At 66.2% G+C, this 25,703-nt stretch carries 19 protein-coding genes; 4 read left to right on the forward strand and 15 right to left on the reverse strand.

Going from position 1 to position 25,703, the window contains the following annotated elements; all coding sequences use genetic code 11:
• Window positions 1–69: 69 nt before the first annotated feature.
• On the reverse strand, window positions 70–483 hold the full coding sequence (irrA, locus tag IAI54_RS22645) for an iron response transcriptional regulator IrrA (protein ID WP_275403589.1): 414 nt from the start codon (window positions 481–483) through the stop codon (window positions 70–72).
• Between the two features lie 195 nt (window positions 484–678).
• Window positions 679–1,179, reverse strand: a complete 501-nt coding sequence (locus IAI54_RS22650; RefSeq protein ID WP_187969330.1) for an MmcB family DNA repair protein — start codon at window positions 1,177–1,179, stop codon at window positions 679–681.
• A 256-nt stretch (window positions 1,180–1,435) separates the two neighbouring features.
• On the opposite strand from IAI54_RS22650, the gene IAI54_RS22655 reads away from it, so the two are divergent.
• Window positions 1,436–2,056 (forward strand): L,D-transpeptidase, encoded by a 621-nt coding sequence (locus tag IAI54_RS22655; protein WP_187969331.1) that lies wholly within the window; start codon window positions 1,436–1,438, stop codon window positions 2,054–2,056.
• Between the two features lie 118 nt (window positions 2,057–2,174).
• Here IAI54_RS22655 and IAI54_RS22660 read toward each other — a convergent pair whose 3' ends face one another.
• From IAI54_RS22660 to trpS, 3 genes are all read right to left on the reverse strand, one after another.
• A complete protein-coding gene (locus IAI54_RS22660; RefSeq protein WP_187969332.1) occupies window positions 2,175–2,744 on the reverse strand; it encodes a NifU family protein in 570 nt (189 codons plus the stop codon).
• Window positions 2,745–2,844: 100 nt separating this feature from the next.
• Window positions 2,845–3,339 carry a universal stress protein gene (locus IAI54_RS22665; RefSeq protein ID WP_187969333.1) on the reverse strand — a complete coding sequence of 165 codons (495 nt, stop codon included), beginning with the start codon at window positions 3,337–3,339 and terminating at the stop codon, window positions 2,845–2,847.
• Between the two features lie 189 nt (window positions 3,340–3,528).
• Entirely contained in the window at window positions 3,529–4,596 is a 1,068-nt protein-coding gene (gene trpS / locus IAI54_RS22670; protein ID WP_187969334.1) for a tryptophan--tRNA ligase, read from the reverse strand.
• A gap of 159 nt (window positions 4,597–4,755) precedes the next feature.
• On the opposite strand from trpS, the gene IAI54_RS22675 reads away from it, so the two are divergent.
• The gene (locus IAI54_RS22675; RefSeq protein WP_187969335.1) at window positions 4,756–5,028 is read left to right on the forward strand and encodes a type II toxin-antitoxin system VapB family antitoxin; all 273 of its coding nucleotides are present in this window, start codon (window positions 4,756–4,758) and stop codon (window positions 5,026–5,028) included.
• The gene (locus tag IAI54_RS22680) at window positions 5,025–5,432 is read left to right on the forward strand and encodes a type II toxin-antitoxin system VapC family toxin (protein WP_338021475.1); all 408 of its coding nucleotides are present in this window, start codon (window positions 5,025–5,027) and stop codon (window positions 5,430–5,432) included. Before IAI54_RS22675 ends, IAI54_RS22680 begins: the two co-directional genes overlap by 4 nt.
• Here IAI54_RS22680 and murJ read toward each other — a convergent pair.
• The 5 genes from murJ to mutS form a co-directional block, all read right to left on the reverse strand.
• A complete protein-coding gene (murJ, locus tag IAI54_RS22685; RefSeq protein WP_187969336.1) occupies window positions 5,407–6,990 on the reverse strand; it encodes a murein biosynthesis integral membrane protein MurJ in 1,584 nt (527 codons plus the stop codon). The two genes, IAI54_RS22680 and murJ, sit on opposite strands and share 26 nt — an antisense overlap.
• A gap of 98 nt (window positions 6,991–7,088) precedes the next feature.
• Entirely contained in the window at window positions 7,089–9,887 is a 2,799-nt protein-coding gene (locus IAI54_RS22690; protein ID WP_187969337.1) for a [protein-PII] uridylyltransferase, read from the reverse strand.
• 77 nt (window positions 9,888–9,964) lie between these two features.
• Window positions 9,965–11,584: an EAL domain-containing protein gene (locus IAI54_RS22695; RefSeq protein WP_187969338.1), complete on the reverse strand. Its 1,620-nt coding sequence runs from the start codon at window positions 11,582–11,584 to the stop codon at window positions 9,965–9,967.
• A gap of 85 nt (window positions 11,585–11,669) precedes the next feature.
• Window positions 11,670–14,288, reverse strand: a complete 2,619-nt coding sequence (locus IAI54_RS22700; RefSeq protein ID WP_235679147.1) for a bifunctional diguanylate cyclase/phosphodiesterase — start codon at window positions 14,286–14,288, stop codon at window positions 11,670–11,672.
• A gap of 193 nt (window positions 14,289–14,481) precedes the next feature.
• On the reverse strand, window positions 14,482–17,184 hold the full coding sequence (mutS, locus tag IAI54_RS22705; RefSeq protein WP_420838245.1) for a DNA mismatch repair protein MutS: 2,703 nt from the start codon (window positions 17,182–17,184) through the stop codon (window positions 14,482–14,484).
• A gap of 159 nt (window positions 17,185–17,343) precedes the next feature.
• On the opposite strand from mutS, the gene IAI54_RS22710 reads away from it, so the two are divergent.
• Window positions 17,344–19,626, forward strand: coding sequence for an NADP-dependent malic enzyme (locus IAI54_RS22710; protein ID WP_187969339.1), 2,283 nt, complete (start codon window positions 17,344–17,346; stop codon window positions 19,624–19,626).
• A gap of 260 nt (window positions 19,627–19,886) precedes the next feature.
• On the opposite strand, the gene olsB is transcribed toward IAI54_RS22710, so the two are convergent.
• The 5 genes from olsB to IAI54_RS22735 all read right to left on the reverse strand — a co-directional run bounded on the left by olsB (window position 19,887) and on the right by IAI54_RS22735 (window position 25,702).
• A complete protein-coding gene (gene olsB / locus IAI54_RS22715) occupies window positions 19,887–20,720 on the reverse strand; it encodes a l-ornithine N(alpha)-acyltransferase (protein ID WP_235679441.1) in 834 nt (277 codons plus the stop codon).
• 151 nt (window positions 20,721–20,871) lie between these two features.
• Window positions 20,872–23,160, reverse strand: a complete 2,289-nt coding sequence (locus IAI54_RS22720; RefSeq protein WP_187969341.1) for a PAS domain-containing hybrid sensor histidine kinase/response regulator — start codon at window positions 23,158–23,160, stop codon at window positions 20,872–20,874.
• An 80-nt stretch (window positions 23,161–23,240) separates the two neighbouring features.
• Window positions 23,241–24,233, reverse strand: a complete 993-nt coding sequence (gene acuI, locus IAI54_RS22725; protein WP_187969342.1) for an acrylyl-CoA reductase (NADPH) — start codon at window positions 24,231–24,233, stop codon at window positions 23,241–23,243.
• A gap of 126 nt (window positions 24,234–24,359) precedes the next feature.
• A complete protein-coding gene (gene lspA / locus IAI54_RS22730; RefSeq protein WP_187969343.1) occupies window positions 24,360–24,863 on the reverse strand; it encodes a signal peptidase II in 504 nt (167 codons plus the stop codon).
• Entirely contained in the window at window positions 24,860–25,702 is an 843-nt protein-coding gene (locus tag IAI54_RS22735) for a TrmH family RNA methyltransferase (protein ID WP_420838317.1), read from the reverse strand. Before IAI54_RS22735 ends, lspA begins: the two co-directional genes overlap by 4 nt.
• Between the last annotated feature and the right edge of the window lies 1 nt (window position 25,703).

Consider the following 25,703-nt stretch of genomic DNA (forward strand, 5'->3'; position numbering starts at 1 on the left):
CTGCAGCACGCTCCGTTCATGAAAAAGCCGCCCGAGGGCGGCCCCATAGGTCGACGGCGAGGTTGCCGCTCAGCGTTTCGGACGCAGTCGCACGACGATGTCGACGTTGACGATCTCCATGCCCTCCGGCGGCTCGGGAAGATTGTGCACCGTCACCGAGCCGGTGTCGATGTCGAGCACGGTGTTCTCGCCCTCGACGAAGAAATGATGATGGTCCGACGTGTTGGTGTCGAAATAGGTCTTGGCGCCCTCGACCGCCAGGATGCGCAGCATGCCGGCATCCGTGAACTGGTGCAGCGTGTTGTAGACGGTGGCCAGCGATACCGGCACGTCGGCGTTCAGCGCCTCTTCGTGCAGTTCCTCGGCCGAAACATGGCGGTCGCCCTTGGCGAAGAGAAGGCTGGCGAGCGCAATGCGCTGGCGTGTCGGCCGCAGCCCCGCCTCCCGCACTTTCTCCATCACCACGGATGACGCCTCGCGCATCATGTCCTTCCACCATGCCCCATCGGGGCCCTGCCGCTGTCCGCCGGTCGCCATGGGCCGGCGCAAACCCAAGACAGGGATATATTATTTCCCGGCCGCGAGATCAATACGCGTGCCGGACCGCAGCATTCCTACCGCGGGCGCGGTTCCCTTTCCAGCGCTCGTCGGCGCGACATCCTGTCGGACGACCCGGCATCAGTCGCTCTCTCCCTCGATGGATGGAACCGATACCCCGGCCATCTCCGCGGCGGTGAGCCGTGCCGCGCCTGCACGCGCGAAGCGCAGCAGCAGCGCCTTGCGGGTGGCGGCTGCCAGCCGGTGCTTGGGCGCTTCCCGCAGGATCTCCGCGCCGTAGCCGTCCGACAGGATGAACCCGCATTCGGCGGGAAAGATCGAGGCTGGAACCTCGGGGTGCGTGGCGAAGAAGAAGCGGTCGGAGTGCAGCCGGTAGTCAGGCCATTTGCGGTCGACGCGGAAGTCCTCGATCGACGACTTGATCTCGATGATCCAGATCTCGCCGCCTCTGGTGAGCGCGACGAGATCGGCACGCCGGCCGCCCGCGAGGGAGAGTTCCGGCAGAACGTGCGCGCTCATCTGCAGGAGCATCCGCTGCACGCCGCGGCGGATGACGAGGGCCCTGTCCGACTGGCGGCCATCGGCGAGCGGGTTGACGGGAATCGGCGAGACGATCGGCATGACCGCACAATGCCATTTCGGGGAGGCGCGGGAAACCCGGCCGGGTGCAACTGCGGCGGCGTCCCGTGGCCATGCCTCAGCGCAGGCGCGAGAAATTGTTGCCGAATTGCAATAAATGTGGCGCAAAGGTGTCCCGCATCCGGACTGGAGGCAAGGTTCTGCTTGGACTCGTATGGTAAAGCTGCGTTAACGATTTGGACCTAAGCATGTCTCGGATAAGGCGGACGGCAACGTCCCGGAACACTGGGAAGGCACAATGAACGCAAGGACTTTTCTGATTGCCGCGAGCCTGGCACTGGCCACGGCCCTGACGGGCTGTTCCACGGACGGTTCGGTCACGATGTTCTCGTCGGGCTACGGCTCCAAGAAGGATGCCGGCTACCAGCTGCCCGCCATTCCCATTTCGAAGGTGCCGAGCAAGTATCACCGCCAGATGGTGCGCTACGAGACGAAGGAGAAACCCGGCACCATCGTCGTCGACACCAACCAGAAGTTCCTCTACTTCGTCATGCCCGAGGGCAAGGCCATGCGCTACGGCATCGGCGTCGGCCGCGAGGGCTTCGAGTGGAAGGGCACCGCCCGCATCGCCATGAAGCGGGAATGGCCGGTCTGGACACCGCCCGCCGCGATGATCGGCCGCCAGCCCGAACTCGCCAAGTGGCGCGGCGGCATGCCGGGCGGCCTGATGAACCCGCTCGGCGCCCGCGCGCTCTACCTCTACAACAAGAACGGCGATTCCGGGTACCGCCTGCACGGAACCCCGGAATGGAACTCGATCGGCCACGCGATGTCGTCCGGTTGCATCCGCCTCATCAACCAGGACATCATCGATCTCTACAACCGGGCCGAGAACGGCGCGAAGGTCATCGTGATGTAGATCTGCCGCGAACCGTCCAGGCAACACGGACGTCGATGCAACGAAAAACCGGGCTGCGAGGCCCGGTTTTTTGTCGTCGGATTTCGGGACGGCCGGATTTCGGCTTCCGGTTCCGCCGCTACATCACCTGTTCGACCTGCTGGACTTCCGGCACGAAGTGGCGGAGCAGGTTCTGGATGCCATGCTTCAGCGTCGCGGTGGAGGAGGGGCAGCCGGCGCAGGCGCCCTTCATGTGCAGGAAGACCGTGCCGTTCTCGAAGCCGCGAAAGGTGATGTCGCCGCCGTCCTGCGCCACCGCCGGCCGCACGCGGGTGTCGAGCAGTTCCTTGATCGTCAGCACGATCTCCTCGTCCGCCTTGTCGAAGAACTCCTCTCCGCTCTCGGCGTCGCCTTCCGACGTGGCCGTGGCCATCACGGGCGCGCCGGACATGAAGTGCTCCATGATCGTGCCGAGAATGGCAGGCTTCAGATGCTGCCATTCCGGTCCGTCCTTGGTGACGGTGATGAAATCGTAGCCGAAGAAGACGCCGGTCACGCCCGGGATGTCGAAGAGGCGTCCGGCGAGCGCCGAGGAGGCGCCTGCGGTGCCGGGGTCCCGAAAGTCGGCGGTGCCCTCGTTCATCACCACTTTGCCCGGGAGGAACTTGAGCGTCGCGGGGTTGGGCGTGGCTTCCGTCTGGATGAACATGGCGGGTTCTCCTGCCGTTAGTTTTGAATAATTCTAAATAGGCGTCTTGAGCCGTCCGTTCAAGCGGTTGCCCGCCGAAAGCTCGACGTGCCGGTCCTCGTCAGGCGAGGGCTTCTATGTCTTCGTCCGTGAGATTGGCGGGAACGACGGTGACGGGGATCTGGAACCCGGTGGCGCCCTTTCCCGAAATCGACGACACCAGCGGCCCGGGTCCTTCCTTCGAAATGCCGGCGGCGAGGATCAGGATGGCGATGTCCTGGTCCTCCTCGATCAGCTTGCGAATCTCTTCCGCAGCCTCTCCCTCGCGGACCACCAGCTCCGGCTCGATGCCGGAGCGCTCGCGCACCTTGGCGGCCGCCTGGTCGAGCGCGGCGCTCGCGGTGGCGCTCGCTTCCTCGCGCATGATCTTTTCGACGCCCATCCACTGCTGGAAGTCGGAGGGTTCGATCACGAACAGGAGAACGAGGGCGCCGCCGGTGGTGAGCGCACGTCGGGAGGCATAGGCGACGGCGCGCTCGCACTCCGGTGTGTCGTCGACGACCGCGAGGAACTTTCGCCGATGGCCGGCTTCCCGGCTCAGTCGCTTGGAGACCATTCAGTCCTTGTGCTCCGTTGATCGCGCGCAATCTGCCACCCCCGCAGCCGCGCCGCAAGCCACGGGGCAGGTGAAGGTCCCGCGTTGAAACCATGTCTCCCGAAACCGGGAGCCGGTTCCGGGGGAAAGACATGCGCGGAAACAGAGATCCGACCCGTGCGGAGCGAATCCGAAAGATCGCGACACGCTTCAGTCCGTCAGCAGTCCGATGATCTCGCGCACGCCCTTCATCGTCGCCTCGGCCTGCGCGCCGGCGCGCTCGCCACCGTCGCGCAGGACGGAATCGACATAGGCGCGGTCGGCGGAGATACGCCGCATCTCGGCTGCGATCGGAGCGAGCTTCTCGACCGCCAGATCGGCCAGGGCGGGCTTGAACGCGGAGAACTGCTGGCCACCGAAATCGCGGATCACCTGCTCGCGCGGGCATTCGGCGAGAGCCGCATAGATGCCGACGAGGTTTTCGGCCTCCGGGCGCCCCTTGAGCCCCTCCACGTCGGACGGCAGTGCCTCCGGGTCGGTCTTGGCCTTGCGGATCTTCTTGGAGATCGTGTCGGCGTCGTCGGTCAGGTTGATGCGCGACAGGTCCGACGGATCCGACTTCGACATCTTCTTCGAACCGTCGCGCAGGCTCATCACCCGCGTCGCCGGCCCCTCGATCAGCGGCTCGGTGAGCGGGAAGAAGCCGTTGACGGTTTCCTCGCCCATCTGCATCTCGACGCCGAGGCCGAGCGCGCCGATCCTGCCGGAGAAGTCGTTGTTGAACTTGATGGCGATGTCGCGCGTCAGCTCCAGGTGCTGCTTCTGGTCGTCGCCGACCGGCACGTGGGTGGCGCGATAGACGAGAATGTCGGCCGCCATCAGGCTCGGATAGGCGAGCAGCCCGAGCGACGCGTTCTCGCGATCCTTGCCGGCCTTGTCCTTGAACTGCGTCATGCGGTTCATCCAGCCGATCCGCGCCACGCAGTTGAACACCCAGGCGAGTTCCGCATGCTGCGGCACCCGCGCCTGATTGAAGACGATGTGCTTCTTCGGATCGATGCCCGAGGCGAGGAAGGCGGCGGTGATGGAGCGCGTCTGCTCGGCGAGATCCTCGTGCACCAGTTGCGCGGTGATCGAGTGCAGGTCGACGACGCAGTAGATGCAGTCATGCGTCTCCTGCAGCGCGACGAACTTGCGGATGGCGCCGAGATAATTGCCGAGATGCAGGTTGCCTGTCGGCTGGACGCCGGAGAAGACGAGCGGCTTGAAGCTGGACATCGAGATCCTCGTGGGGTGGCTTGTGGAGGGCCGTTTCGCGCGCGGCGAAAGTCGAGCGGGCTTATGGCGCAAGGGCGCAGAGGGCGCAAGGGGCGGTTCGATGGCATTGACTGGTGGGCCGAGCCTCTACAAATTCTCCTCTGCAGGTGGGTAAAGACAATGACCATCAACATCACTAACAAGGAAGCCGACCGTCTCACCCGCAGGCTCGCGGAGATCGAGGGCGTGGGACTGACGGACGCTGTCATCATCGCGGTGAGCGAAGCGTTGCAGCGTCGCAGAGGCGATCCGATGGAGAGCGCCGAGCGGCTTCGTGCCGAGTTCGGGATCCCATCGACAGGTGAGATGCGGAAGCCCTTGCCTCGCTCTGTATGGGACGAAATGTCCGGTGAGGAGCCTGGGTTCTCTCCCGAAGAAGGCGAGGCCAGATGATTTTCGTCGATGCCGCTGCCATCGTCGCGATCCTCGGCAACGAGCCCGAGGCCAAGCGTTGTGCTGCTGGCATTCTGGCCTATTCCCGACCGTTCACATCCCCTATTGCCGTTTGGGAGGCGACGGTTGCGCTCGCGAGAGCGGACCATCTCGGTCTTTCCCCAATGGATAGTGCGAAGATGGTCGAACGGTTCCTGCAGGAAAACGGCATCGAATTACGCCAGCTTCCTCCGCCTGCGGCAACCGTCGAGCTCTCAACGGACGCCGCACATCGATATCGATCAGGTCGCCAGCGTCTCAACCTTGCCGACTGCTTCCATTATGCATGCGCCAAGCACGGCGGCGCCCCGATTCTGTCGATTGCCGACGAGTTCCGCTTCACGGACCTGGAGGTGCATCCTTGACCCGCTTTCGCCTCCGCAGCAGGCGCATCAGCTGCGCGCGGTCCAGCGCCCCTGTGGCGATGACGAGCCCGAAATAGAGAACGGCCGCGAGGCCGATGATCCCGAGCACGGTGACCAGACGCAGCAGCTTCGGCCCGGCGAGCCACGCCGCGGACACGACCTGGAGCGCCCAGAGGGCGCCACCCATCACCGCGCCGGCGAACAGGATCAATGCGACGCGCCGGAGCGTTGCCGGCGACGGGCGGAAGGCGTCGCGCGCCCACAGCGTGCCCGCCAGCAGGACGACGTTGATCCAGGCGGCGATGGAGGTGGCGAGCGCCAGGCCGACATGGCCGAGGACCGGGAAGAGGGCGAGAGCGCCGACGATGTTGACCACGACCGCTACCATCGAGAACCACATCGGCGTCTTCATGTCCTCGCGCGCGAAGAAGCCCGGCGAGAACACCTTGATCAGGACGTAGGCGGGCAGGCCGACGGCGAAGGCCGCCAGTGCCGCGGCAGTCAGGTCCGTGGTTTCGGCCGTGAAGGCGCCGCGCTCGTAGAGCAGGGCCACGATCGGCGCGGGCATGACCACGAGCCCGACCGCGGCGGGAAAGGTCAGCCCCAGCGCGAACTCCAGCGAGCGGTTCTGCAGATGCTGCGCGTCGGCCTCGTCCCCGGCCTTCAGCGAACGGGCGAGTTCAGGCAGGAGCACGACGCCGACGGCGATTCCGATGACACCGAGCGGCAGCTGGTTGATGCGGTCGGCATAGTTGAGCAGTGCGATCGCGCCGTCCTGAGCCGAGGCGATGATCTGCCCGACGAGCAGGTTGATCTGCGTGACCCCGCCCGTCAGCAGGGCGGGCCCCATCAGCACAAGCAGCCGCCGCACCGCGGGCGTTATCCGGGGGCGCCGCAGGCGCATCGAATAGCCCTGGCGGTGCGTACCCCACATCAGGAAGAGGAGCTGTGCGATGCCGGAAGCGAAGACGCCCCAGGCGAGCCACAGGCCGGTGATGCGCGCTTCGACCCCGATGGTCATCGCCGCCACGAGCACGCAGATGAGGATGACGTTGAGCAGCACCGGCACGATCGCGGCGAGGAAGTAGCGCCGCATCGAATTGAGGATCCCCGACAGCATGGCGACCAGCGACATGCAGAACAGGTAGGGGAACATGATCCTGGTCATGAGGACCGTGAGGTCGAACTTGTCGGGCGTGTCGGCGAAGGCGGGCGCTATGACCGTGCCGACGAGAAAGGGCATGAAGACGATCGCCAGCACCGACAGGACGAGCAGTGCGACGACCAGCACCGACAGCACCTCCTCCGCGAAGCGGCGTGCGCCGGCCATGCCGTCGCCCTCCAGTTCCTTCGCGAAGAGCGGGATGAAGGCCGTGTTGAAGGCGCCCTCGGCGAAGAGCCGGCGGAACAGGTTGGGAAACCGGAAGGCGGCGTAGAAGGCGTCGGCGACCGGTCCCGCCCCGAGCGCGGCGCCGATCAGCGCCTCGCGCACGAAGCCGAAGATGCGGCTGGCCATGGTGGCGCCGCCGACGCTCGCGAACTTGCCGATGAGGCTCATGCGGCACCGAGGCAGCGGGAGGAAGGGTTGCGGCGGTCCGGCTGGCGGACCGCCGGCGCGAACCGGTCGACGGCGGAAAGCTCCCTCTTCATTTCTGGCTACTCCGCCGCCGCCTTGAGCTTCTGGCCCCGGACGGGACCGCCCGAGAGCGTCTCGATCAGTCGGGCGCGGATGGCGGCCTGGCGGGTCGGATTCTCGACCTTCTGTCCGGTCAGATCCGTGACATAGAACGTATCGATCACCTTCTCGCCGAAGGTCGTGATATGCGCGGAGGCGATGTCGAGCGACAGGTCCGAGATGGCCCCCGTGATCTCCGAGAGCAGCCCGGGACGATCGAGTCCCTCGACCTCGATGACGGAAAAGCGGTTCGACAGCGTGTTGCGAACCTCCGCGCGCGGCTCCAGCCGGAACACCTTCTGCCCCCGCTTGGGCTTCGTGCGCTTCTCGATCATGTCGGGCAGACGCATGCGACCCGACAGCACGTCCTCGATCAGCTTGCCGACACGCTGGGCGCGGCGCAGCTCGTCTTCGTCCCGTTCGAACTCCCGGCTGATCAGGATCGTGTCCAGTGCCCGCCCGTCCGTGGTGGTGAAGATCTGCGCGTCGACGATGTTGGCCCCGGCCGCAGCGCAGGCTCCGGCAACCACCGACAGGAGCCGGGGGTGGTCGGGCGTCAGGACCGTTATCTCGGTGACCGCCTCGAACGCATGCATGGTGACGGCGGTCGTGAAGACCTTCTGTGCCGCGTCGGCCTCGCGGATGAGCTGCGCATGGCGGACCTGGTCCCGCGCGTCGACGATCAGGAGATAGTTGTCGTAATGCAGCTTGAGGATACGCCTGCGGTCGCGCTCCGGCCAGCCCGTCAGTGCGGTCGAGAGCTGCTCGCGCGCATGTTCCGCACGCTTGGCCCGCGACACCTCCGAGAAGCCGCCCGTCAAGAGCAGTTCCGTCTCGTAGTAGAGCGTGCGCAGCAGCTGTCCCTTCCAGCCGTTCCAGACGCCGGGCCCCACGCCGCGGATGTCGCAGATGGTCAGCACGAGCAGCATCTTCAGGCGCTCGACCGACTGCACGACCGAGGCGAAGTCGTCGATCGTCTTGCGGTCGTTCAGGTCGCGCGTCTGTGCCGTCATCGACATGACCAGATGGTTCTCCACCAGCCAGGCGATGGTCTCGGTCTCGGACGGCGAGAACCCCATGTGCGGACAGATACGCCGGGCGATGCGGCCGCCGGCTTCGGAATGATCCTCCGGACGTCCCTTGGCGATGTCGTGCAGGAGGATGGCCGTGTAGAGCACCTCACGCTGCGGCTTCAGCCCCGGTATGAGCTTGTGCGCGAGCGGGTGCGCCTTGTCGTTCTCTCCACGCTCGATCTCCGCCATCACTCCGATGCAGCGCAGCAGGTGCTCGTCCACGGTATAGTGGTGATACATCGAGAACTGCATCATCGCGACGATCTTGCCGAAGTCCGGGATGAGCCTGCCGAGCACGCCCGCCTCGTTCATGCGGCGCAGGTTCAGCTCCGGGTTGCGGTTCGACGTGAGGACGTCCATGAAAAGCTGGTTGGCCTCCGGATTGCGGCGCAAGGTGCGATCGATCAGCTTCAGCGACCGCGTCACGAGCTTCAGCGCATCCGGATGAAACTCCAGCCCGTGCTTGTCCGCGAACCAGAACAGCCTGAGCAGGTTGACCGGATCGCGTTCGAACACCCCCTCGTCGGCCACGGTTATCCGGTCGTTGTCGATGATGAAGTCGGACGTGCCGGCAAGCTTGCGGCGGCGACGCTGGAACGTCTGCAGGAAGCGGTTGAAGCCCGGCACGTGCTTGGCCTGCTCCTCCTCGAGCGCGGCACAGAAGATGCGGGTCAGATCGCCCACCTCCTTGGCCACCAGGAAGTAGTGCTTCATGAAGCGTTCGACCGCCGACAGCCCGGGGTGGCTCGTGTAGCCCAGCCGCTCCGCGATGTCGCGCTGGATGTCGAAGTGCAGGCGTTCTTCCGCCTTGCTGGTCTGGAAGTGCAGGTGGCAGCGTACTGCCCACAGGAAGTCTTCGGCCTTGACGAACTGCAGGTACTCTTCGCGCGTGAAGACGCCCTTCTCGACGAGCTCCTCGCCGGTGCGGACCCGGTAGAAGTACTTGGCGATCCAGAACAGCGTGTGCAGGTCCCGCAGACCGCCCTTGCCGTCCTTGACGTGCGGTTCGACGAGGTAGCGGCTGGCGCCTGCCTTGCGATGCCGTTCGTCGCGTTCCGCGAGCTTCGCCTGGACATATTCGGGACCCGTGGAGCGCACGACCTCCTGGTCGAACCGCATCATGAGCTCGTCGTACAGCTTTTCCTCGCCCCACAGGAAACGCGCTTCGAGCACGGCGGTGCGGATCGTGATGTCGGTCCGCGACAGGCGGATGCATTCGTCGATGTTGCGCGTGGCGTGGCCGACCTTCAGCCCGAGGTCCCAGAGCATGTAGAGCAGGTACTCCACCACCTGCTCCCCCCACGGTGTCTGCTTGTAGGGCAGCAGGAAGAGGAGATCGAGGTCGGAACCGGGTGCCAGCGTGCCGCGCCCGTAGCCGCCGACGGCGATGATCGCCATACGCTCGCCCGACGACGGATTCTTGGACCGATAGACGTGCGTGACGGCAAAGTCGTAGAGGGCGCGGATGATCTCGTCCATGAGGTGCGAGATCCGGACGGCGCAGACGGTACCGCCGCCATCCTCCGTCAGCATTTCCTCTGCGCGCTTGCGCCCCGCTGTCAGCCGCTCGCGCAGGACATGGAGAGCGGCCGAACGCGCCTCGGGGCCTGACCCGTCTCCGCCGGTGACGGCCGTCAGCGCCGTCAGATCGCGGCGAAGCGCGGTACCATCGATCATTTCGTCGAGCTTCAGGGGAATCTTCGCCATGGGCGCCGGGTCTGTCCGCGTCGTTGCCGCGCACTCTTAGCGCGATTGCCGTTGCCTGCCTACGGGCGGCGCCGGCTTCAGGCGGCCTTCCGTTCGGCAGCCGCCGCGGCAGGCGCGCGCTCCCGAACGAAGGCGGCGAAGCCGTCGATGTCGAGCGGACGGGAGATCTGGTAGCCCTGGAGGAAGTCGACGCGATCCGCCCGCTCCCGGAGCTGCGCCAGTCTTGCCGCGGTCTCGACGCCCTCGACGACCACTTTGCGTCCGGCCGATCGGACCATGCCGATCGCATGATGCAGCATCTCGGCCATGACGCTGCCGTCGGGCGCCATCGCGAAGGCCTTGTCGAGCTTGATGCCGTCGATGTCCAGTGCCGCGACGTGGCGGATGGTCGAGTAGCCCGTGCCGAAATCGTCGAGATAGATCAGGTAGCCTTCCTGCCGCAGCCTCTCGATTTCGGCCTGCACGAGTTCGAGCGGCAGCGCGTCGCTCTCGATGATCTCCAGCGCGATCGTGAAGCGATCGGAGAGGTCCCGCAGGGGCTTGAAGACTTCGTTGATCCTGTGCGCGTCGATTTCGCTGGGAAAGACATTGATGTTGACCTGGAGCCGTGCCTCCGACGGCAGCCTTTCGGCGAGCTCCACCGCTGCCCGTCTGACGATCAGCGTGGTGAGCTGGCGCATCATGTCGTGGCGCGCCACGATCGGCAGGAAGGCGTCGGGATAGACGACGGTATCGTCGATGTCGCGCCAGCGCACCAGCACCTCGCAGCCGGCGATACGACCGGTGGCCACTTCCAGTATCGGCTGGTAGGCACAGATCAGCGACTTGGCGTCGAGGTTGCGCAGGAAGCGGGCCTCGAACGACCAGTACCGCCGGATCAGGCCGAGCGTGAAGCGGGTAGCCCAACTGGCGCCGAGACCTGCGAAGACGACGACGAGCAGCATCATCGCGGGGTTGGAGGCGGCCACGTCCACCAGATAGGCCCGTGTCGAGATGCAGTAGTGCCCCTCTGCGCTGCAGGTCTTGCTGCGAAGCGCCGGGCCGCCGGCGCCTGTCCAGTCCATACCTGCCCCGGCGATCAGGACGTCCTGATGAACACGCTCCTTGCCTCCCCGATGCCACCAGCGGCCGTCGGGGGTGATCACCACCACTTCCGCGTCGATCCAGCCCGGCAGGTTGAGCGATATGCGCTCGGGCGGGATGACGGTCGCGAAGTTGCCTCGCTGCACGATGGTTCCCGACATCCCTGCCAGCCCCGTGAAACCGAGGTCCCGGTCCATCCAGAATGTGGTCGGCACCGTCCCATCCCGAACGAAATCGGGCGACCCGAGAACATGCGCGTCCGCCAGTCGTTCGGCCGAGAGGGTACAGATCACACGACCTTCTTCGACGTGGAAGAACTCGCTCAACCCGTCGGGCAGATAGGCGATCTGCCGCAGCTGGCGCATGTAGAGGTCGCTGCACGGAGCAGAGGTGACCGAACGGTCGAGTTCGTCGAAGGCGGTGTCGATGTTCCGGACGAGGCGATCGACGTCGTCGATGCCGTGGGCGACGCTCACCCGGATCGCTTCCCGTCCCTGGACAGCGACGGCCAGGGCGAAGACCCCGGCGAAGAGCAGCGCGGCCACGAACCACACCACGATCCCCAGGGCGCGCAGGCTTCGAGCAGAGACGAAAAGTGCAGAAATACCCGCCATGCCGGACCCCCGGGGATCGTTTTATGGCGGAAAGTTTTCTTACTGGTTAAAGGCCCGGGCTGAAGTAGAAGCGGCCCGCAGGGCCTCAGCCTGCTTCGCGCCAGCGCCGTTCGCGGGCGAAGACCGTCACGTCGGCGGCCGACATTGGCTTGGCGAAAGCATAACCCTGAAGCGCGTCGCAGCCGAGCGTCTTCAGGACGCGGGCGTGATCCATCGTCTCGACGCCTTCGGCCAGCACCTCGATGCCCAATGACTTGCCGATGTCGATGATCGACTGCACGAGGTGTCGCTGGGGGATCGACTGCACGATCGGCATCACGAGCTGCCGGTCGATCTTCAGCCGGCTGGGCTTCAGCTTCATCAGGCTGACGATGGAGGCATAGCCGGTGCCAAAATCATCGATCTCGATGGCGATCCCCAGATCCTTGATCAGGTCGACGTTCCAGGCGATCGACTCGTCCTGCTCGTCGAGAAAGATCGATTCCACGAGTTCGAACGAAATTCGGCCCCTGGAAAGCGGCAGCCGGCGAAGCGATCCGATGAGTTCGTCGTCGTTCAGCCGGCGGGCGGACACGTTGACCGAAACCTTGGGGATGTCGATGCCCTGCGCGTCCCAACGCTCCAGATCCGCCAGGGTCTGTTCGAGGATGACGCGATCGATCACGTCGACGACGTTGATCTCCTCGGCAATCTTCATGAAGGCGGCGGGCAGCAGAAGTCCCTTCGACGGATGGTCCCATCTCGCCAGCGCCTCGATCCCGACGATCTCGAGCGTGGTGGCGTCGAATTGCGGCTGGTAGTGGGCCAGGAACTGGCCCTGTTCGATCGCCGTCAGGATTTCGTCGGCGGTGTTCTTTTGGATGACGATCTCGCGCCGCAGCACGTCGTTGAAGATCTGGTACCGGTTGCGGCCGCGGTTCTTCGCGCGGTAGAGCGCGATGTCCGCATGGACGAGAAGCTGTCTGGGGTCGGCGACCGCATCCTTGTCGCTCGCGATGCCGATGCTGACGCCGATCCGGCATTCATGCCCGCCATGGCTCACCGGTTGCTGGATCTGCTCGATCACGCGTTCGGCGAATTCGGTGAGATAGGAGAACCCTTCCTCATCGCTGCCGCGCGGACGCCGGCAAAGCACGACGAACTCGTCGCCGCCGACGCGCGCGACGAAGTCTCCGGTCCGGGCGGTGGCGCGCAGGATCCGGGCGGTATGGGCGAGCATCGCGTCGCCGGCCGCGTGTCCCAGCGTGTCGTTGATCTGCTTGAAGCGGTCGAGGTCGATATGGAGCAGACCGGCCGTTTCTTCCCCCTTCGCGAACCGTTCGACGTGCTCCGCCAGCATCTGGTCGAGGTACCGCCGGTTGGGCAGGCCCGTCAGCGAATCGTGCAGCGCGATGAACTCGATGCGCTCCTTGGCCGATTCCAGTTCGTGGTTGCGGGCGTCGGTCAGCGCCTTCGCGCGCTTCAGATCCTCGTTGAGAGCGATGTCGGCGGAGACATCCCAGTTGACGCCGACGATGCGCGCAGGCTCGCCGAAATCCCGGTAGACCGTGCCGATGGAGCGGATGTGCCGGACCGTGCCGCTCGGCAGGAGCAGACGGTACTCGGAGTGGTAGCGCCCGGTCTCGTCCATCGCGATGCGGAATTCGCGTTCCGCGCGTGCCATGTCTTCCGGATGGATGCGCCGGCTCCAGAAGGTGTAGTCCCGCAGACGTCCGTCGGCCGGGTAGCCGTACAGCTCGTTCATGCGGTCGTCCCAGAACAGGTCCTTGCTGTCGATCTCCATCTCCCAGACGCCGACCTGCGATGTGTCGAGCGCGAGCCGCAGGCGCCGGGAGAGCCGCGACAACTGCTTCTCGCGCCGCGAGAGTTCGCCGATGTTGCGCTGACGCTCCTCGATCAGTCTCCCTGTCGCGACGATCGGGAGGAGAAGCACGATCGACGTCGCAAGCAGGAAGCCCCGTATCTGCCAGACGTAGGGATAGGGCTGGTTCCAGCCACTGGCCGGTATGGCGTGAAGCCGCCATGACGTCGACGGGAAGCTGGCTTCGACGACGACGGGATCGTGCCTGAGCACGTGCGGCGAGCCCAGGAAGACGGCATCGGGAGCCGGCGCATCGCGCGCACTGATCGCAATCTCGATCGGCAGATCCGTTCCCGAAAGCCCGCTGTCGACATAGACGGCTTCCAGGTCGATTACGGCGGAAACGACCCCCCAGAACCGGCGACCGCCGTTCTCCTCCACGAAGACCGGATAACGTCCCACCAGTCCCTTGCCGCCCTGGACCAGATCGACAGGACCCGTGAGCACGAGCTTTCCGGTATCGCGTGCCTTCAGCACGGCTTCGCGCTGGGCCGGCATCGCGAGATAGTCGAGGCCGAGCGCCTGTTCGTGGCCGGCGAGCGGATGGATGAGGGAGACGACCATGTCCGGCGCCGCCGCGACGTGGCTGAGCCGGTCACTCGTTTGCATCAGGTGCGCGGCAAAGGCGGAGAACTGTTCCTGCGACATCGTCGGATCGGCCGCGATGGCGGCCGCGAGCCCCCGGATCAGCTGGAGGTCGCCGTTGACGACGCCTTCCAGCCGCGAACGGATATAGGTCACCCGGTTGTAGACGTCGGCGCGCAGTTCCTTGTCGTGCAGGGCTCTCGTGCGGTGCTCGACGAGCATGACCGTACCGCAGATCACCGCGAGGGCGACGACCAAAGAAGCCCGTCCTGGCCGCAGCAGCGACCGGAGGCAGATCCCCAGGTTCAACCTCAATCCCCGATCCAAAGCCCGATGTGCCTCTGTATCGTTCCCGTCCTGCGCGAACATAGCCGGCACTGTTTAAGTTTGCCTTAGGGTCCCTGTACAATCTGAGGATGTTTGCCTATCGACGGCCGGCAAGGCCTCGACGTCAGGTGGCCTGCCGCAGCAGGTCCCGGAGCCGGTAGAGCGCATCGAGGGCGTCCTTCGGCGTCATTTCGTCGGGGCGAAGTGCAGCCACGGCCGCGGCAAGCGGATCGGGGCGCGCAGGTTTCGCCGCTTCGCGACGCAGGGCGACCGAGAACAGCGGCAGATCGTCGACGAGCCGGCCGGCCTTGCTGCCGGCAGCCTCTCCGGTTTCGAGCTGCTCCAGTACTTCCCGGGCCCGGGCCACGACGGGATCGGGCAGGCCGGCGAGCCGGGCGACCTGTACCCCGTAGGACCGGTCGGCGGCTCCTTTTCCGACTTCGTGCAGGAACACGACGTCTCCGTCCCATTCCTTCACCCGCATGGTGACGTTGTGCAGCCGCGTGAGCTTGCCGGCCAGTGCCGTCATCTCGTGGAAATGGGTGGCGAAGATCGCGCGGCACCGGTTGTGCTCGTGCAGATATTCCACCGCGGCCCATGCGATCGAGAGCCCGTCGAAGGTCGCGGTTCCGCGGCCGATTTCGTCGAGGATCACGAGCGAGCGCTCGCCGGCCTGGTTCAGGATGGCGGCCGTCTCCACCATTTCGACCATGAAGGTGGATCGTCCGCGCGCCAGATCGTCCGAGGCGCCGACGCGCGAGAACAGCCGGTCGACGACGCCGATATGAACCTTTTCCGCGGGGACGTGGCTGCCCATCTGCGCCATGATGGCGATCAGCGCGTTCTGGCGCAGGAAAGTCGACTTGCCGCCCATGTTGGGTCCGGTGAGCAGCCAGATCGCACCGGCCTTTCCGCCCGGGGCCGGCGAAAGGTCGCAGTCGTTGGCGACGAACGGCTCGGCGCCCTGCCGGCGCAGCGCCTGCTCGACCACCGGGTGGCGGCCGCACTCGATCCTGAACTCGAGGGACAGGTCGATCGTCGGGCGGCAGTAGTCCTCCTCCTCGGCCAGGACGGCGAGCGCCGCCGAGACATCGAGCGCCGACATCGCCTCGGCGCCGCCGCGCAATGCTCCGGCGGCGGCGACCGCCTCCAGAACAAGCCGGTCGAAAACGCCCAGTTCGATCGCGAGCGCGCGTTCAGCCGCGTTGGCGATCCTCGTTTCCAGCCCGGCGAGCTCCGTCGTGGTGAAGCGCATGGCATTGGCCATGGTCTGGCGGTGGATGAAGCGTGCCCTGGCTGCATCGTTGCCCGTCATGACCGCCTGATGGTTGGCGGTGACCTCGATGTAGTATCCGAGGACGTTGTTGTGGCGTATCTTGAGCGAGCGGATGCCCGTCTCTTCGATCAGCCCCGCCTCCATCTCCGCGATGATGCGGCGTGCCTGGTCGCGCAGTCCGCGCACCTCGTCGAGTTCGGCGTCGTAGCCGGCCCGGACGAAGCCGCCGTCGCGCTTCAGCAGCGGCATCTCCTCGTCGAGCGCCCGGCGCAGATGGTCGAGGAAGGCTGCCGGAAGTCCAGCGATTCCGGTCAGCGCATCGGAAACCTCTTCGGGAACCCCCGCGCCGGAAAGCAGTGCGGCCACGTCGGCGGCCACGGTCATGCCGGCGCGCAACGCGGCGAGGTCGCGCGGGCCGCCGCGGTTGAGCGCCAGCCGCGACAGCGCACGCGGCATGTCGGGCGCGCCTTTCAGGGCGGCCCGGAGACTATCGCGCAGTGCCGGCTCGCTGCGGAAGAAGGACACGGAATCGAGCCGCCGGCCGATCTCGCCGGGATCGGTGGAGGGGGACGTCAGCCTTTCGGCCAGCAGCCGCGCGCCGCCGCCCGTGCGGGTGCGGTCGATCGCCTCGAAAAGGGTTCCCGACCGGCTGCCGGAAAGAGTGCGCACCAGTTCGAGATGCACCCGGGTCGCCGGGTCGATGAACAGCGTCGTGGCTCCGTCCTGCCGCTGCGGCGGGGTGAGCGGCGGTCGCTCCGCCTTCTGCGTCCGCTCGACATAGCCGATGGCAGCGCCGATGGCGGAAAGCTCGGCGCGCGAGAAGCGGCCGAAGCCGTCGAGCGTCGCCACGCCGAAGAATCGGCTTGCGCGCTCGGCGCACGCGGACGAATCGAACAGGCTCGGTGGCAGCGGCGTCACCGCCCGGCCGAGCATGTCGAAGGCGGCGCGAAACTCCGGGTCGTGGAACACCGCCTCGGCGACGATCAGTTCGCGCGGGTCGACGCGCATGATCTCGGCGAGCAGCCGGTCGCGCGACGTCGCCGAGACCAGGAAGCTTCCGGTCGAAATGTCGATCCAGGCCAGCGCCAGCTCGTCTTCGCCGCGCACGCGGCCGAGGGCCATGAGGTAGTTGGCCTCGGACGGCGCCAGGAGTTTCTCCTCTGTGATCGTCCCCGGCGTGACGAGGCGGACCACGTCGCGCTTCACCACCGACTTGGAGCCGCGCTTCTTCGCCTCGGCCGGGTCTTCGATCTGCTCGCAGACGGCGACGCGGTGGCCCAGTCCGATCAGCTTCTGCAGATAGTCGTCGGCAGCATGGACCGGCACGCCGCACATCGGAATGTCCTCGCCGAGATGCTTGCCGCGCTTGGTGAGCGTGATGCCGAGCGCCCGGCTGGCCACCTCCGCGTCCTCGAAGAACAGTTCGTAGAAGTCGCCCATCCTGTAGAACAGCAGGGAGTCCGGATTCGCCGCCTTGATCTCGATGAACTGCTCCATCATCGGCGTCGGCGCGGAGGCGGCATCGGATCGGATGGGTCGTTCCTGGTTCAAGGCGCTGCCGTGGCTGGTCTGTGGAGCGGTGGCGCACGGAAATCCGGCGTTCCACCTTTGCTTGGCGCTTTACGCGGCTCCTGTGTAGCCTTAATCCGGTTGCTCCACAAAAGAAGCATGCCCGCGCCCGGTCGGCGCGGCCTGGGAGGGAAGCAGCACATGCCCGTCAAGGACCGGAACGAACAGGGGCCGTCGGTGAGCGCCCAGGAGGCTCTCGACTTCCACTCCATGGGGCGGCCGGGCAAGCTGGAGATCAACCCGACCAAGCCCATGGCGACCCAGCGCGACCTCTCGCTCGCCTATTCGCCGGGTGTCGCGGTTCCGGTGAAGGCCATCGCGGAGGATCCCAGCCGTGCCTTCGACTACACCACGCGCGGGAACATGGTGGCGGTCATCTCCAACGGCACGGCCATCCTCGGTCTCGGCAATCTGGGCGCGCTTGCGTCCAAGCCCGTGATGGAAGGCAAGGCGGTGCTGTTCAAGCGTTTCGCCGACGTCGATTCCATCGACCTGGAGGTCGATACCGAAGACGCGGACGAATTCATCAACTGCGTGCGCTTCCTCGGGCCTTCCTTCGGCGGCATCAATCTGGAGGACATCAAGGCGCCCGAGTGCTTCATCATCGAGCAGCGGCTGCGCGAGCTGATGGACATCCCGGTCTTCCACGACGACCAGCACGGGACGGCCATCATCGCCGCCGCCGGCCTGATCAACGCGCTGGCGATCACCGGTCGTGACATGAAGACGGCGAAGCTCGTCTGCAACGGCGCGGGTGCCGCCGGCATCGCCTGCATCGAACTCGTCAAGGCGATGGGGTTCTCGCCGGAGAACGTCATCCTCTGCGACACCAAGGGGGTCGTCTACCAGGGCCGTGAAGAGGGCATGAACCAGTGGAAGTCGGCACACGCGGCCAGGACCGACGCCCGGACGTTGGCTGACGCGATGGACGGTGCCGATATCGTCTTCGGCCTCTCGGCACGCGGCGCCTTCACCAACGCCATGATCCAGTCCATGGCCAAGAACCCGATCATCTTCGCCATGGCCAATCCCGATCCGGAGATCACGCCGGAGGAGGTGGCCGAAATCCGGACCGACGCCATCATGGCGACCGGCCGGTCGGACTATCCGAACCAGGTCAACAACGTGCTCGGCTTTCCCTACATCTTCCGCGGCGCGCTCGACGTTCGCGCGACCACGATCAACGATGCCATGAAGGTGGCGGCTGCCGAGGCTCTGGCCGCGCTCGCCCGGCAGGACGTGCCGGACGACGTTGCTGCAGCCTATCAGGGCAACCGGCCGAAATTCGGGGTCAACTACATCATTCCGGTCCCCTTCGATCCGCGCCTGATCTCCGCAATTCCGGTGGCCGTTGCCAGGGCGGCCATGGATTCGGGCGTCGCGCGGCGCCCGATCCTCGACATGGAGAAGTATGCGCAGGAGCTTTCCGCGCGGCGAGATCCGATCGCCTCGACGCTGCAGCGCATCTACGACCGTGTCCGCCGCCAGCCCAAGCGCGTGGTCTTCGCCGAGGGCGAGGAGGAGCAGGTGATGCGCGCCGCCGTCTCCTACGTGAACCAGCGGCTCGGTACGGCCATCCTCGTCGGCCGCGACGATCAGATCAAGGAGACGGCGCGCAATGCGGGCGTCGACCTCAACCGGCCGGGCATCGAGATCATCAATGCGCGGCTGTCGCGCCGCAATACGGTCTATGCCGACTATCTGTATGAACGCCTGCAGCGGAAGGGCTACCTCTTCCGCGATGCCCAGCGTCTGATCAACAACGATCGCAACCACTTCGCGGCCACGATGGTGGCGCTCGGCGATGCCGATGCTCTGGTGACGGGTGTGACGCGCAACTATTCGACCGCGCTCGACGACGTCCGCCGCGTGATCGACGCCAAGCCCGGCCATCGCGTCATCGGTGCGTCGATCGTGCTGGCGCGCGGCCGCACCGTGATCGTGGCCGACACGGCGGTGCACGACATGCCGAACTCGGTGGAGATCGCAGACATCGCCGAGGAGGCGGCAGGCATGGCGCGGCGCATGGGCTATGAGCCGCGCGTGGCGCTTCTCGCCTACTCGACTTTCGGCCATCCGGCCGGCGAGCGCTCGGAGCGGGTGCAGGAGGCGGTGAAGATCCTCGACAAGCGCCGGGTCGACTTCGAGTATGACGGCGAGATGGCCGCCGACGTGGCGCTGAACCCGAACCTGATGCAGCAATATCCGTTCTGCCGGCTGTCGGGGCCGGCGAACGTGCTGGTCATGCCCGCCTTCCACTCCGCCTCGATCTCGACCAAGATGCTTCAGGAACTGGGCGGCTCGACCGTCATCGGGCCTCTGCTGGTCGGCCTGAACAAGCCGGTGCAGATCGTGTCTCTCAACGCGAAGGATTCGGACATCGTCAACATGGCGGCGATCGCCGCCTACAACGCCGGGGCCTGAACCGATGCGGCCCGGAGACCGATCATCTCCTGGTGCCGCTCCAGGTCATGTCGACGAACACGACTGCGACGGTGAAGAAGGCGAAGGCGCCGACGACGCTGGCGATGACGATCAGGGTATCGGTTGGCATGGTTTCCTCCATCGATGACGGCATCATTGATGGAGGGCGCCCGGCCCGCATGCCTTGACCTGGATCAACCGCCTGCACGGACGGGGTCCGGCGAGCCCGTCCTCTCGTCTCGCGTTTCCCCGAGACGGTGTCAGGCTGCGAAGCGCTCGGCGTCGGCGCCGTAGTAATTGATGTAGCGGTTGGCGATCCAGTCGGTGGACAGGATGACGAAGACGTCGGTCGTGCCGAAGTCATCATCGACCACACACCCGTCGCCGAAGCGCGCTCCGATGCGCAGGTAGCCCTTGATCAGCGGTGGCATGGCGGCGAGCGCGCGACGCACGTCCACTGCCTCGGCGGGCATCAGGTCCATCGGGCGGTAGCGGGATGCGACCGCCCGGACGTCCCATTCCGGTTCGGGGCGGAAATTGTGGGCCAGCAACGACAGTGCTTCGGCATGGGCAGCCGGCACCGTCCCGTGGAAGGAGGCGCAGCCGGTCATGACGTCGATGCCGTGGATGCGGCAATAGGCCCAGATGCCTTGCCAGAGCAGCTCGACCGTGCGCTTGGAGCGGTATTCGGGCAGCACGCAGGAGCGGCCGAGTTCGAGGAAGCGGCGGTCGGCATGTCGGGCCATCAGCGACTCGAGTTCGAACTCCTCGTCGGAGTAGAAGCCGCCGGCGGCCAGCGCGCTCTCCTGCCGCAGCAGCCGGTACGTACCGACGATCTGATGGTGCTCGGGGCCGGGGATCGTCGTGTCGAGGACGAGCAGATGGTCGCAGATGGCATCGAAGCGGTCTGCATCGCGCTGTTCCAGCGCATGGACGAAGTTTCGTTTGGCGCCGAGTTCGTCGTAGAAGACCCGGAAGCGGACCTTCTGGGCAGCGGCCACTTCGGAAGAGTTGCGGGCGAGACGCGCCTGGAGATTGCCGATCCGGCCGAGCGTGGCGCCCGCCTGGTGCGCCAACCCGCCGACCGCGGCCATCGGGGGGGCTGAGGCGGCACTCGTCGCTAGGGTCGATGCCTGCATAGTGATTCTCCCTCGTCGCCAGGCGTTCACGGCCGTCTACGAAGACCATGATACAATAGGATGACAGGGGGATGGCGGCAAGCGCGTGACGTTCACGCCGGATCGATCAGGCGGCGACCTGATGCTGCACGGCGTCCGCGAGCGCCTGCGGGTCGAGCGGCTTGGTCACGAAACCGGTGGCGCCGTGCGCCAGCACCGTGTGCCGCGTCGACTCCTGGCTGTCCGCCGACAGAACCATGATCGGTAACGTCGGCAGGCCCTTTTCCTCCTCGTGCTTGCGGATGAGGGCGATGGCGTCGAGACCGTCCATGACCGGCATGTGGAGGTCCATCAGCACGAGGTCCGGCCGTTCTTCGATCTTCGCGGCCTTCACGGCCTCGACGGCCGAACGTCCGTCCGGGACATGCTCCACCCTGTGACCCATCTTCTCCAGCACGGAGCGTGCGAGCAGCGCGTTGATCTCGTTGTCCTCGGCGATCAGGATCTTCAGTCCGCGCGGAGCCGGCCGGCGGCTCTGCTGTCGCTTTAGTCCGAGGCGGTGGACCACGGGCGACTGCGACAGTTCGAGCCGGCCGTCGGTCAGGATCCGCATCATGGTGGCGCCCCGCACGGGCCGGGCCAGGAACGAAGGGTACCCGGCATTGCGGAACTGGAACAGGCGGCCTCGGTCGGTGGGCGCGATCAGGATGACCGACTGGAACGGTCTGCGGCATGCTGCGCGCAGCATCGTCAATGTCGCACCGTCGGGGCTCTCGATGGCGGCGTCGATCAGGACTGTCTCGAAAGTGGCGCGCGGTTCCGCCATCGACCGCTCCGCGTCCGCCGCGCTGCGTGCCATGCTGGCGATGCCGCCGTGCGAACGGATGGTGAGCGCCATGGCCTCGGCTTCCACGGCGTTTTCCGAAACGATCAGCACCGATCGGCCGCGAAGGGCGAAATAGCGGTCGGTGTCGGGCAGGGGGTGTTTCGCAAGCGGCATCTCGAAGACGAAGTCCGATCCCCGGCCGACCTCGCTCTCGACGATGATGCGCCCGCCCATCGCGTCGACGATACGCTTCGATATGGCGAGCCCCAGTCCCGCACCGCCGTGCCGGCGCGTCGAAGTCCCGTCCGCCTGCTCGAACTCGCGGAAGATGCGCCCGATATCGGCGCGCGACAGGCCCGGCCCGCTGTCGCAGACCGAGAAGCGCAACGTCGGCGCCTCGTCCTCCCGCCCGGCGCTGACCCGAACCAGGACACCCCCTTCTTCGGTGAACTTCACGGCGTTGCCGACGAGATTGAGCATCACCTGCCGCAGCCGTCCCGGATCCGCCTCGATCAGCGCGGGGACTTCGGGCGCGATGTGGCAGCCGAGGCCTATGCCCTTTGCGTAGGCGCGGGCGGCCATCAGTTCCACCACGTTCTCCACCAGTTCGCGCGGCGACATCGGCTGCGGCTCCAGTTCGAACCGGCCGGCCTCGATCTTGGAGAAGTCGAGCAGATCCTCGATCAGCGCCAGCAGCGCGTTGGCCGATGTCGAAACGGCTCCCACATAGGTCCGCTGCTCGGGCGTCAGGTCGGTGTCTGCCAGAAGCTTGGCCATGCCCATGATGCCGTTCATCGGCGTGCGGATCTCGTGGCTGACGGTAGCGAGGAACCGGGACTTCGCCTGGCTTGCGAACTCGGCGCGTTCGCGCGCCGCGATCATCGCCGACTCGGCACGTTTGCGGGCCGTGATGTCGCGCGCGATGGTGCGGTGGGACACCGTGCCGGTGGTTTCGTCCCGGACCGAAAGCTCTATCCAGGAGAACCAGCGAACGCCTTCGCTGGTATGCACGGCGACGTCGGTCGAACTCAGATACTCGCCGTCGGCGAAGGCTGCATCAGGTACCACCCCGACGTCCACCCCCAGTTCGGACAGCGTCCTCCCCAGCAATTCGCGCGGCTGACGGCCGAAGAGGTCCGCGAACACGGAATTCGCAAAGACGATCCGGCCGTCCCGATCGCGGTGAACCACGAGGTCGCCCAGCGCATCGATCAGGCCGCGGAAGCGTTCCTCGCTCTCGTGGAGTTCCCACATCCGGTCGGCGAGCGTCTCGATTTCCTCGCGTGTCCGGGTGACGCTTTCCTCTGCGATGCGCTCGAACCGGGCATCGTCGATGGACATCCGGCCGAGCAGCACGAAGCCCAGCAGGCCGGTCGCGAGCAGGCCGTAGCTGAGCAGGTGCGGAGCCCCCGACAGGAAGGAATAGCCGCAGAAGACCAGGATGGCGCTCAGGAGCGCCAGTTCGGCAGCGGCAAGACGGCTGCGCGATGCCTTGAGAGCGGACGCGACGCGGCTGAAGCGGCCCGGGAAGCCCGCCCCGGACAGTGGCCGCGCGCCATGTCCCTTCTGTGCCGCTTTGTCCGACGTCATGGCGGGACCGTAGCGGGAACGGCTTAGGGAAGCTTTTGTGCCGGCGCTAAAACTTTATCGAAGTTAGCGGGTTCGTTGCGTCAGCGGCCCATGTCGACCACCACCCGACCCCGCACCTTGCCCTCGACGATGGCCTTCGCCGCGTCGATGATGCCGCCGAAGCCGATCGTGGCGGAGAGGGCGGCGAGCTTGCTCCGGTCGAGTTCGCCGGCGAGCCTCGACCAGGCCTCTTCGCGCAGCGTCCGGGGCGCCATGACCGAATCGACGCCGAGCAGCGAGACGCCGCGCAGGATGAATGGCGCGACACTGGACGGAAGGTCCATTCCGCCGGCGAGACCGCAGGCGGCCACCGCACCGCCGTAGGACGTCATCGAGAGAACGTTGGCGAGCGTGTGGCTGCCGACGGCGTCGATCCCGCCCGCCCACCGCTCCTTCCCGAGGGGGCGGGCAGGACCGCTCAGTTCGTCGCGCGCGATGATCTCGGCCGCACCGAGGTCCTTCAGGTAGTCCTCCTCGGACGTGCGCCCCGTGGAGGCGATCACGTGGTAGCCCAGCCGGGAGAGCAGCGATATGGCGACCGAGCCGACGCCGCCGGCGGCACCCGTTACCACGACCGGCCCGCGCGCGGGCACGATCCCGTGCCGCTGCAGCGCCATGACGCAGAGCATCGCGGTGTAGCCGGCCGTGCCGATCGCCATCGCGTCGAACGCCGTCATGCCGTCGGGCAGCCGCACCAGCCAGTCACCTCTGACGCGGGCCAGACCGGCATAGGCTCCGCAATGGGTCTCGCCCACGCCCCAGCCGTTGAGGATGACCTTATCCCCGGCCTTCCAGCGCGGATCGGAGGACTCCGTGACGGTTCCCGCGAAATCGATGCCGGGCACCAGCGGAAAACGCCGGATGACGGGCGCGAGGCCGGTGATCGCCAGCCCGTCCTTGTAATTGACGGTGGTGGCCTCGACTGCGACCGTGACGTCGCCTTCCATGAGATCCGCCATGGACAGTTCGGTTACGGCGACAGACTGCTTCTTGTCCTCGCCGCGCGACACCACGATTGCCCTGAACGTTTCCACCGTCTTCTCCCTGAACTGCTGACTCGCAGGCGATCCAGCGTGAAGGCTCCGTCCGCCTCGGCTCCGTCATGCCCGACCTGCTGGAACGCGCTGCGGCCGGGACTTTGCTGCGCTCGCAGCGCCCGGTCAACCGCCACCCGGGCCCGGTCCCTTGGCGCCTTGCCGGGCGTGCCTTCGCCAGAGGATGACCTCGTCGAGGATGACCAGACCAGCGCCGACCGAGATGAAGGCGTCGGCCAGGTTGAAGACGGCGAATGACCATGTCGGGGTATGGAACAGGATGTAGTCCACGACGTAGCCGAGCAGGAGCCGGTCGATCAGGTTGTTCGAGAACGCCCCGGACAGGATCAGTGCGAAGCCCAGTCGCGCAAGGACGTGCGCCGGATCCGTGCGGGCTGCCAGCCAGCCCACGAAGATCATGACCGCGACGGCCAGGCCGATCAGCAGCATCCGGTCGAGCCCCGAGAACATCGAGAAGGCGATCCCGGTGTTGTGGATCCGGAACAGGCCGAGGAACGGCAGGACGTCGATCAGTTCGTGCATGGCCATGCGCGTCTCGACCAGATGCTTGATCCACTGGTCGATGCCGATACCCGCCACGATGACGGCCAGGAAGGCTGGCAACCTCATGGAGCAGATGTCTCCAGTGACAGAGCCGAGCGCCGTACCTCGTACAGCATCACGCCCGTCGCGACCGCGAGATTGAGCGAATCCGCGCGGCCTGCCTGCGGGATTCTCACCAGCCTGTCGCAGGTCGCCGCCAGTTGCTGCGGCAGACCCTGCTGCTCGTTGCCCATCATCAGGAGGACTGGACGGCCGCCGTAGTCGATGGTGCGGTAGTCGACCGAGCCCTTGAGATGCGTGCCGACGACGAGCCCGCGAAAGGTCTTGCGCCACGACAGGAAGGCCGCTTCGTCCGTCCGCGCCACCGGCACCGCAAATATCGAACCCATCGTGGCACGAACCGTCTCCACGGCGAAAGGATCGGTCGTATCGCCGACGAGGACGAGGCCCCTGGCTCCGACGGCGTCGATGGTCCGTATCGCCGTTCCCAGATTGCCGGGATCGCGCACCCGGTCGAGCGCCACCCAGACGTCGTTGCCCGAGGGCTTCACGTCTGCCAGCGCCGTCCAGCGCTGTTCGAACACGCCGACCACCATCTGCGGATTCTCCCGCCTGGTGATCGCGGCGAGCACCTTGTCGTTCACTTCCAGCACCAATCCGCCCGCCGCGACCGTGCGCGCCGCGACCTTCTCGACCGACGCGTTGCCGAGCCCGGATTTCGAGAAGACGAGGATGCGGATCGTCCAGCCGAGGTCGAGCGCGTCGATGACGAGCTTCAGCCCCTCCGCCATGAAGGCGTTCTGCTGGTCGCGGAACTTCTTCAGGGCGAGCGCCTTGATGTCCTTGACGATCGGATTGGCGAGGCTGGTGACCTCCTTGACCTGCCCGACCCGGCCTTCGCGCATG

Origin of the sequence: Aquibium microcysteis, assembly GCF_014495845.1 — a bacterium.
Taxonomy (GTDB): domain Bacteria; phylum Pseudomonadota; class Alphaproteobacteria; order Rhizobiales; family Rhizobiaceae; genus Aquibium; species Aquibium microcysteis.

Excerpts from the sequence above, each read along its gene's own strand:
- irrA (WP_275403589.1), bottom strand. The coding sequence starts at position 483 with ATGCGCGAGGCGTCATCCGTGGTGATGGAGAAAGTGCGGGAGGCGGGG.
- IAI54_RS22650 (WP_187969330.1), bottom strand. The coding sequence starts at position 1,179 with ATGCCGATCGTCTCGCCGATTCCCGTCAACCCGCTCGCCGATGGCCGC.
- IAI54_RS22655 (WP_187969331.1), top strand. The coding sequence starts at position 1,436 with ATGAACGCAAGGACTTTTCTGATTGCCGCGAGCCTGGCACTGGCCACG.
- IAI54_RS22660 (WP_187969332.1), bottom strand. The coding sequence starts at position 2,744 with ATGTTCATCCAGACGGAAGCCACGCCCAACCCCGCGACGCTCAAGTTC.
- IAI54_RS22665 (WP_187969333.1), bottom strand. The coding sequence starts at position 3,339 with ATGGTCTCCAAGCGACTGAGCCGGGAAGCCGGCCATCGGCGAAAGTTC.
- trpS (WP_187969334.1), bottom strand. The coding sequence starts at position 4,596 with ATGTCCAGCTTCAAGCCGCTCGTCTTCTCCGGCGTCCAGCCGACAGGC.
- IAI54_RS22675 (WP_187969335.1), top strand. The coding sequence starts at position 4,756 with ATGACCATCAACATCACTAACAAGGAAGCCGACCGTCTCACCCGCAGG.
- IAI54_RS22680 (WP_338021475.1), top strand. The coding sequence starts at position 5,025 with ATGATTTTCGTCGATGCCGCTGCCATCGTCGCGATCCTCGGCAACGAG.
- murJ (WP_187969336.1), bottom strand. The coding sequence starts at position 6,990 with ATGAGCCTCATCGGCAAGTTCGCGAGCGTCGGCGGCGCCACCATGGCC.
- IAI54_RS22690 (WP_187969337.1), bottom strand. The coding sequence starts at position 9,887 with ATGGCGAAGATTCCCCTGAAGCTCGACGAAATGATCGATGGTACCGCG.
- IAI54_RS22695 (WP_187969338.1), bottom strand. The coding sequence starts at position 11,584 with ATGGCGGGTATTTCTGCACTTTTCGTCTCTGCTCGAAGCCTGCGCGCC.
- IAI54_RS22710 (WP_187969339.1), top strand. The coding sequence starts at position 17,344 with ATGCCCGTCAAGGACCGGAACGAACAGGGGCCGTCGGTGAGCGCCCAG.
- olsB (WP_235679441.1), bottom strand. The coding sequence starts at position 20,720 with ATGGCCGCGGTCGGCGGGTTGGCGCACCAGGCGGGCGCCACGCTCGGC.
- IAI54_RS22720 (WP_187969341.1), bottom strand. The coding sequence starts at position 23,160 with ATGACGTCGGACAAAGCGGCACAGAAGGGACATGGCGCGCGGCCACTG.
- lspA (WP_187969343.1), bottom strand. The coding sequence starts at position 24,863 with ATGAGGTTGCCAGCCTTCCTGGCCGTCATCGTGGCGGGTATCGGCATC.
- IAI54_RS22735 (WP_420838317.1), bottom strand. The coding sequence starts at position 25,702 with ATGCGCGAAGGCCGGGTCGGGCAGGTCAAGGAGGTCACCAGCCTCGCC.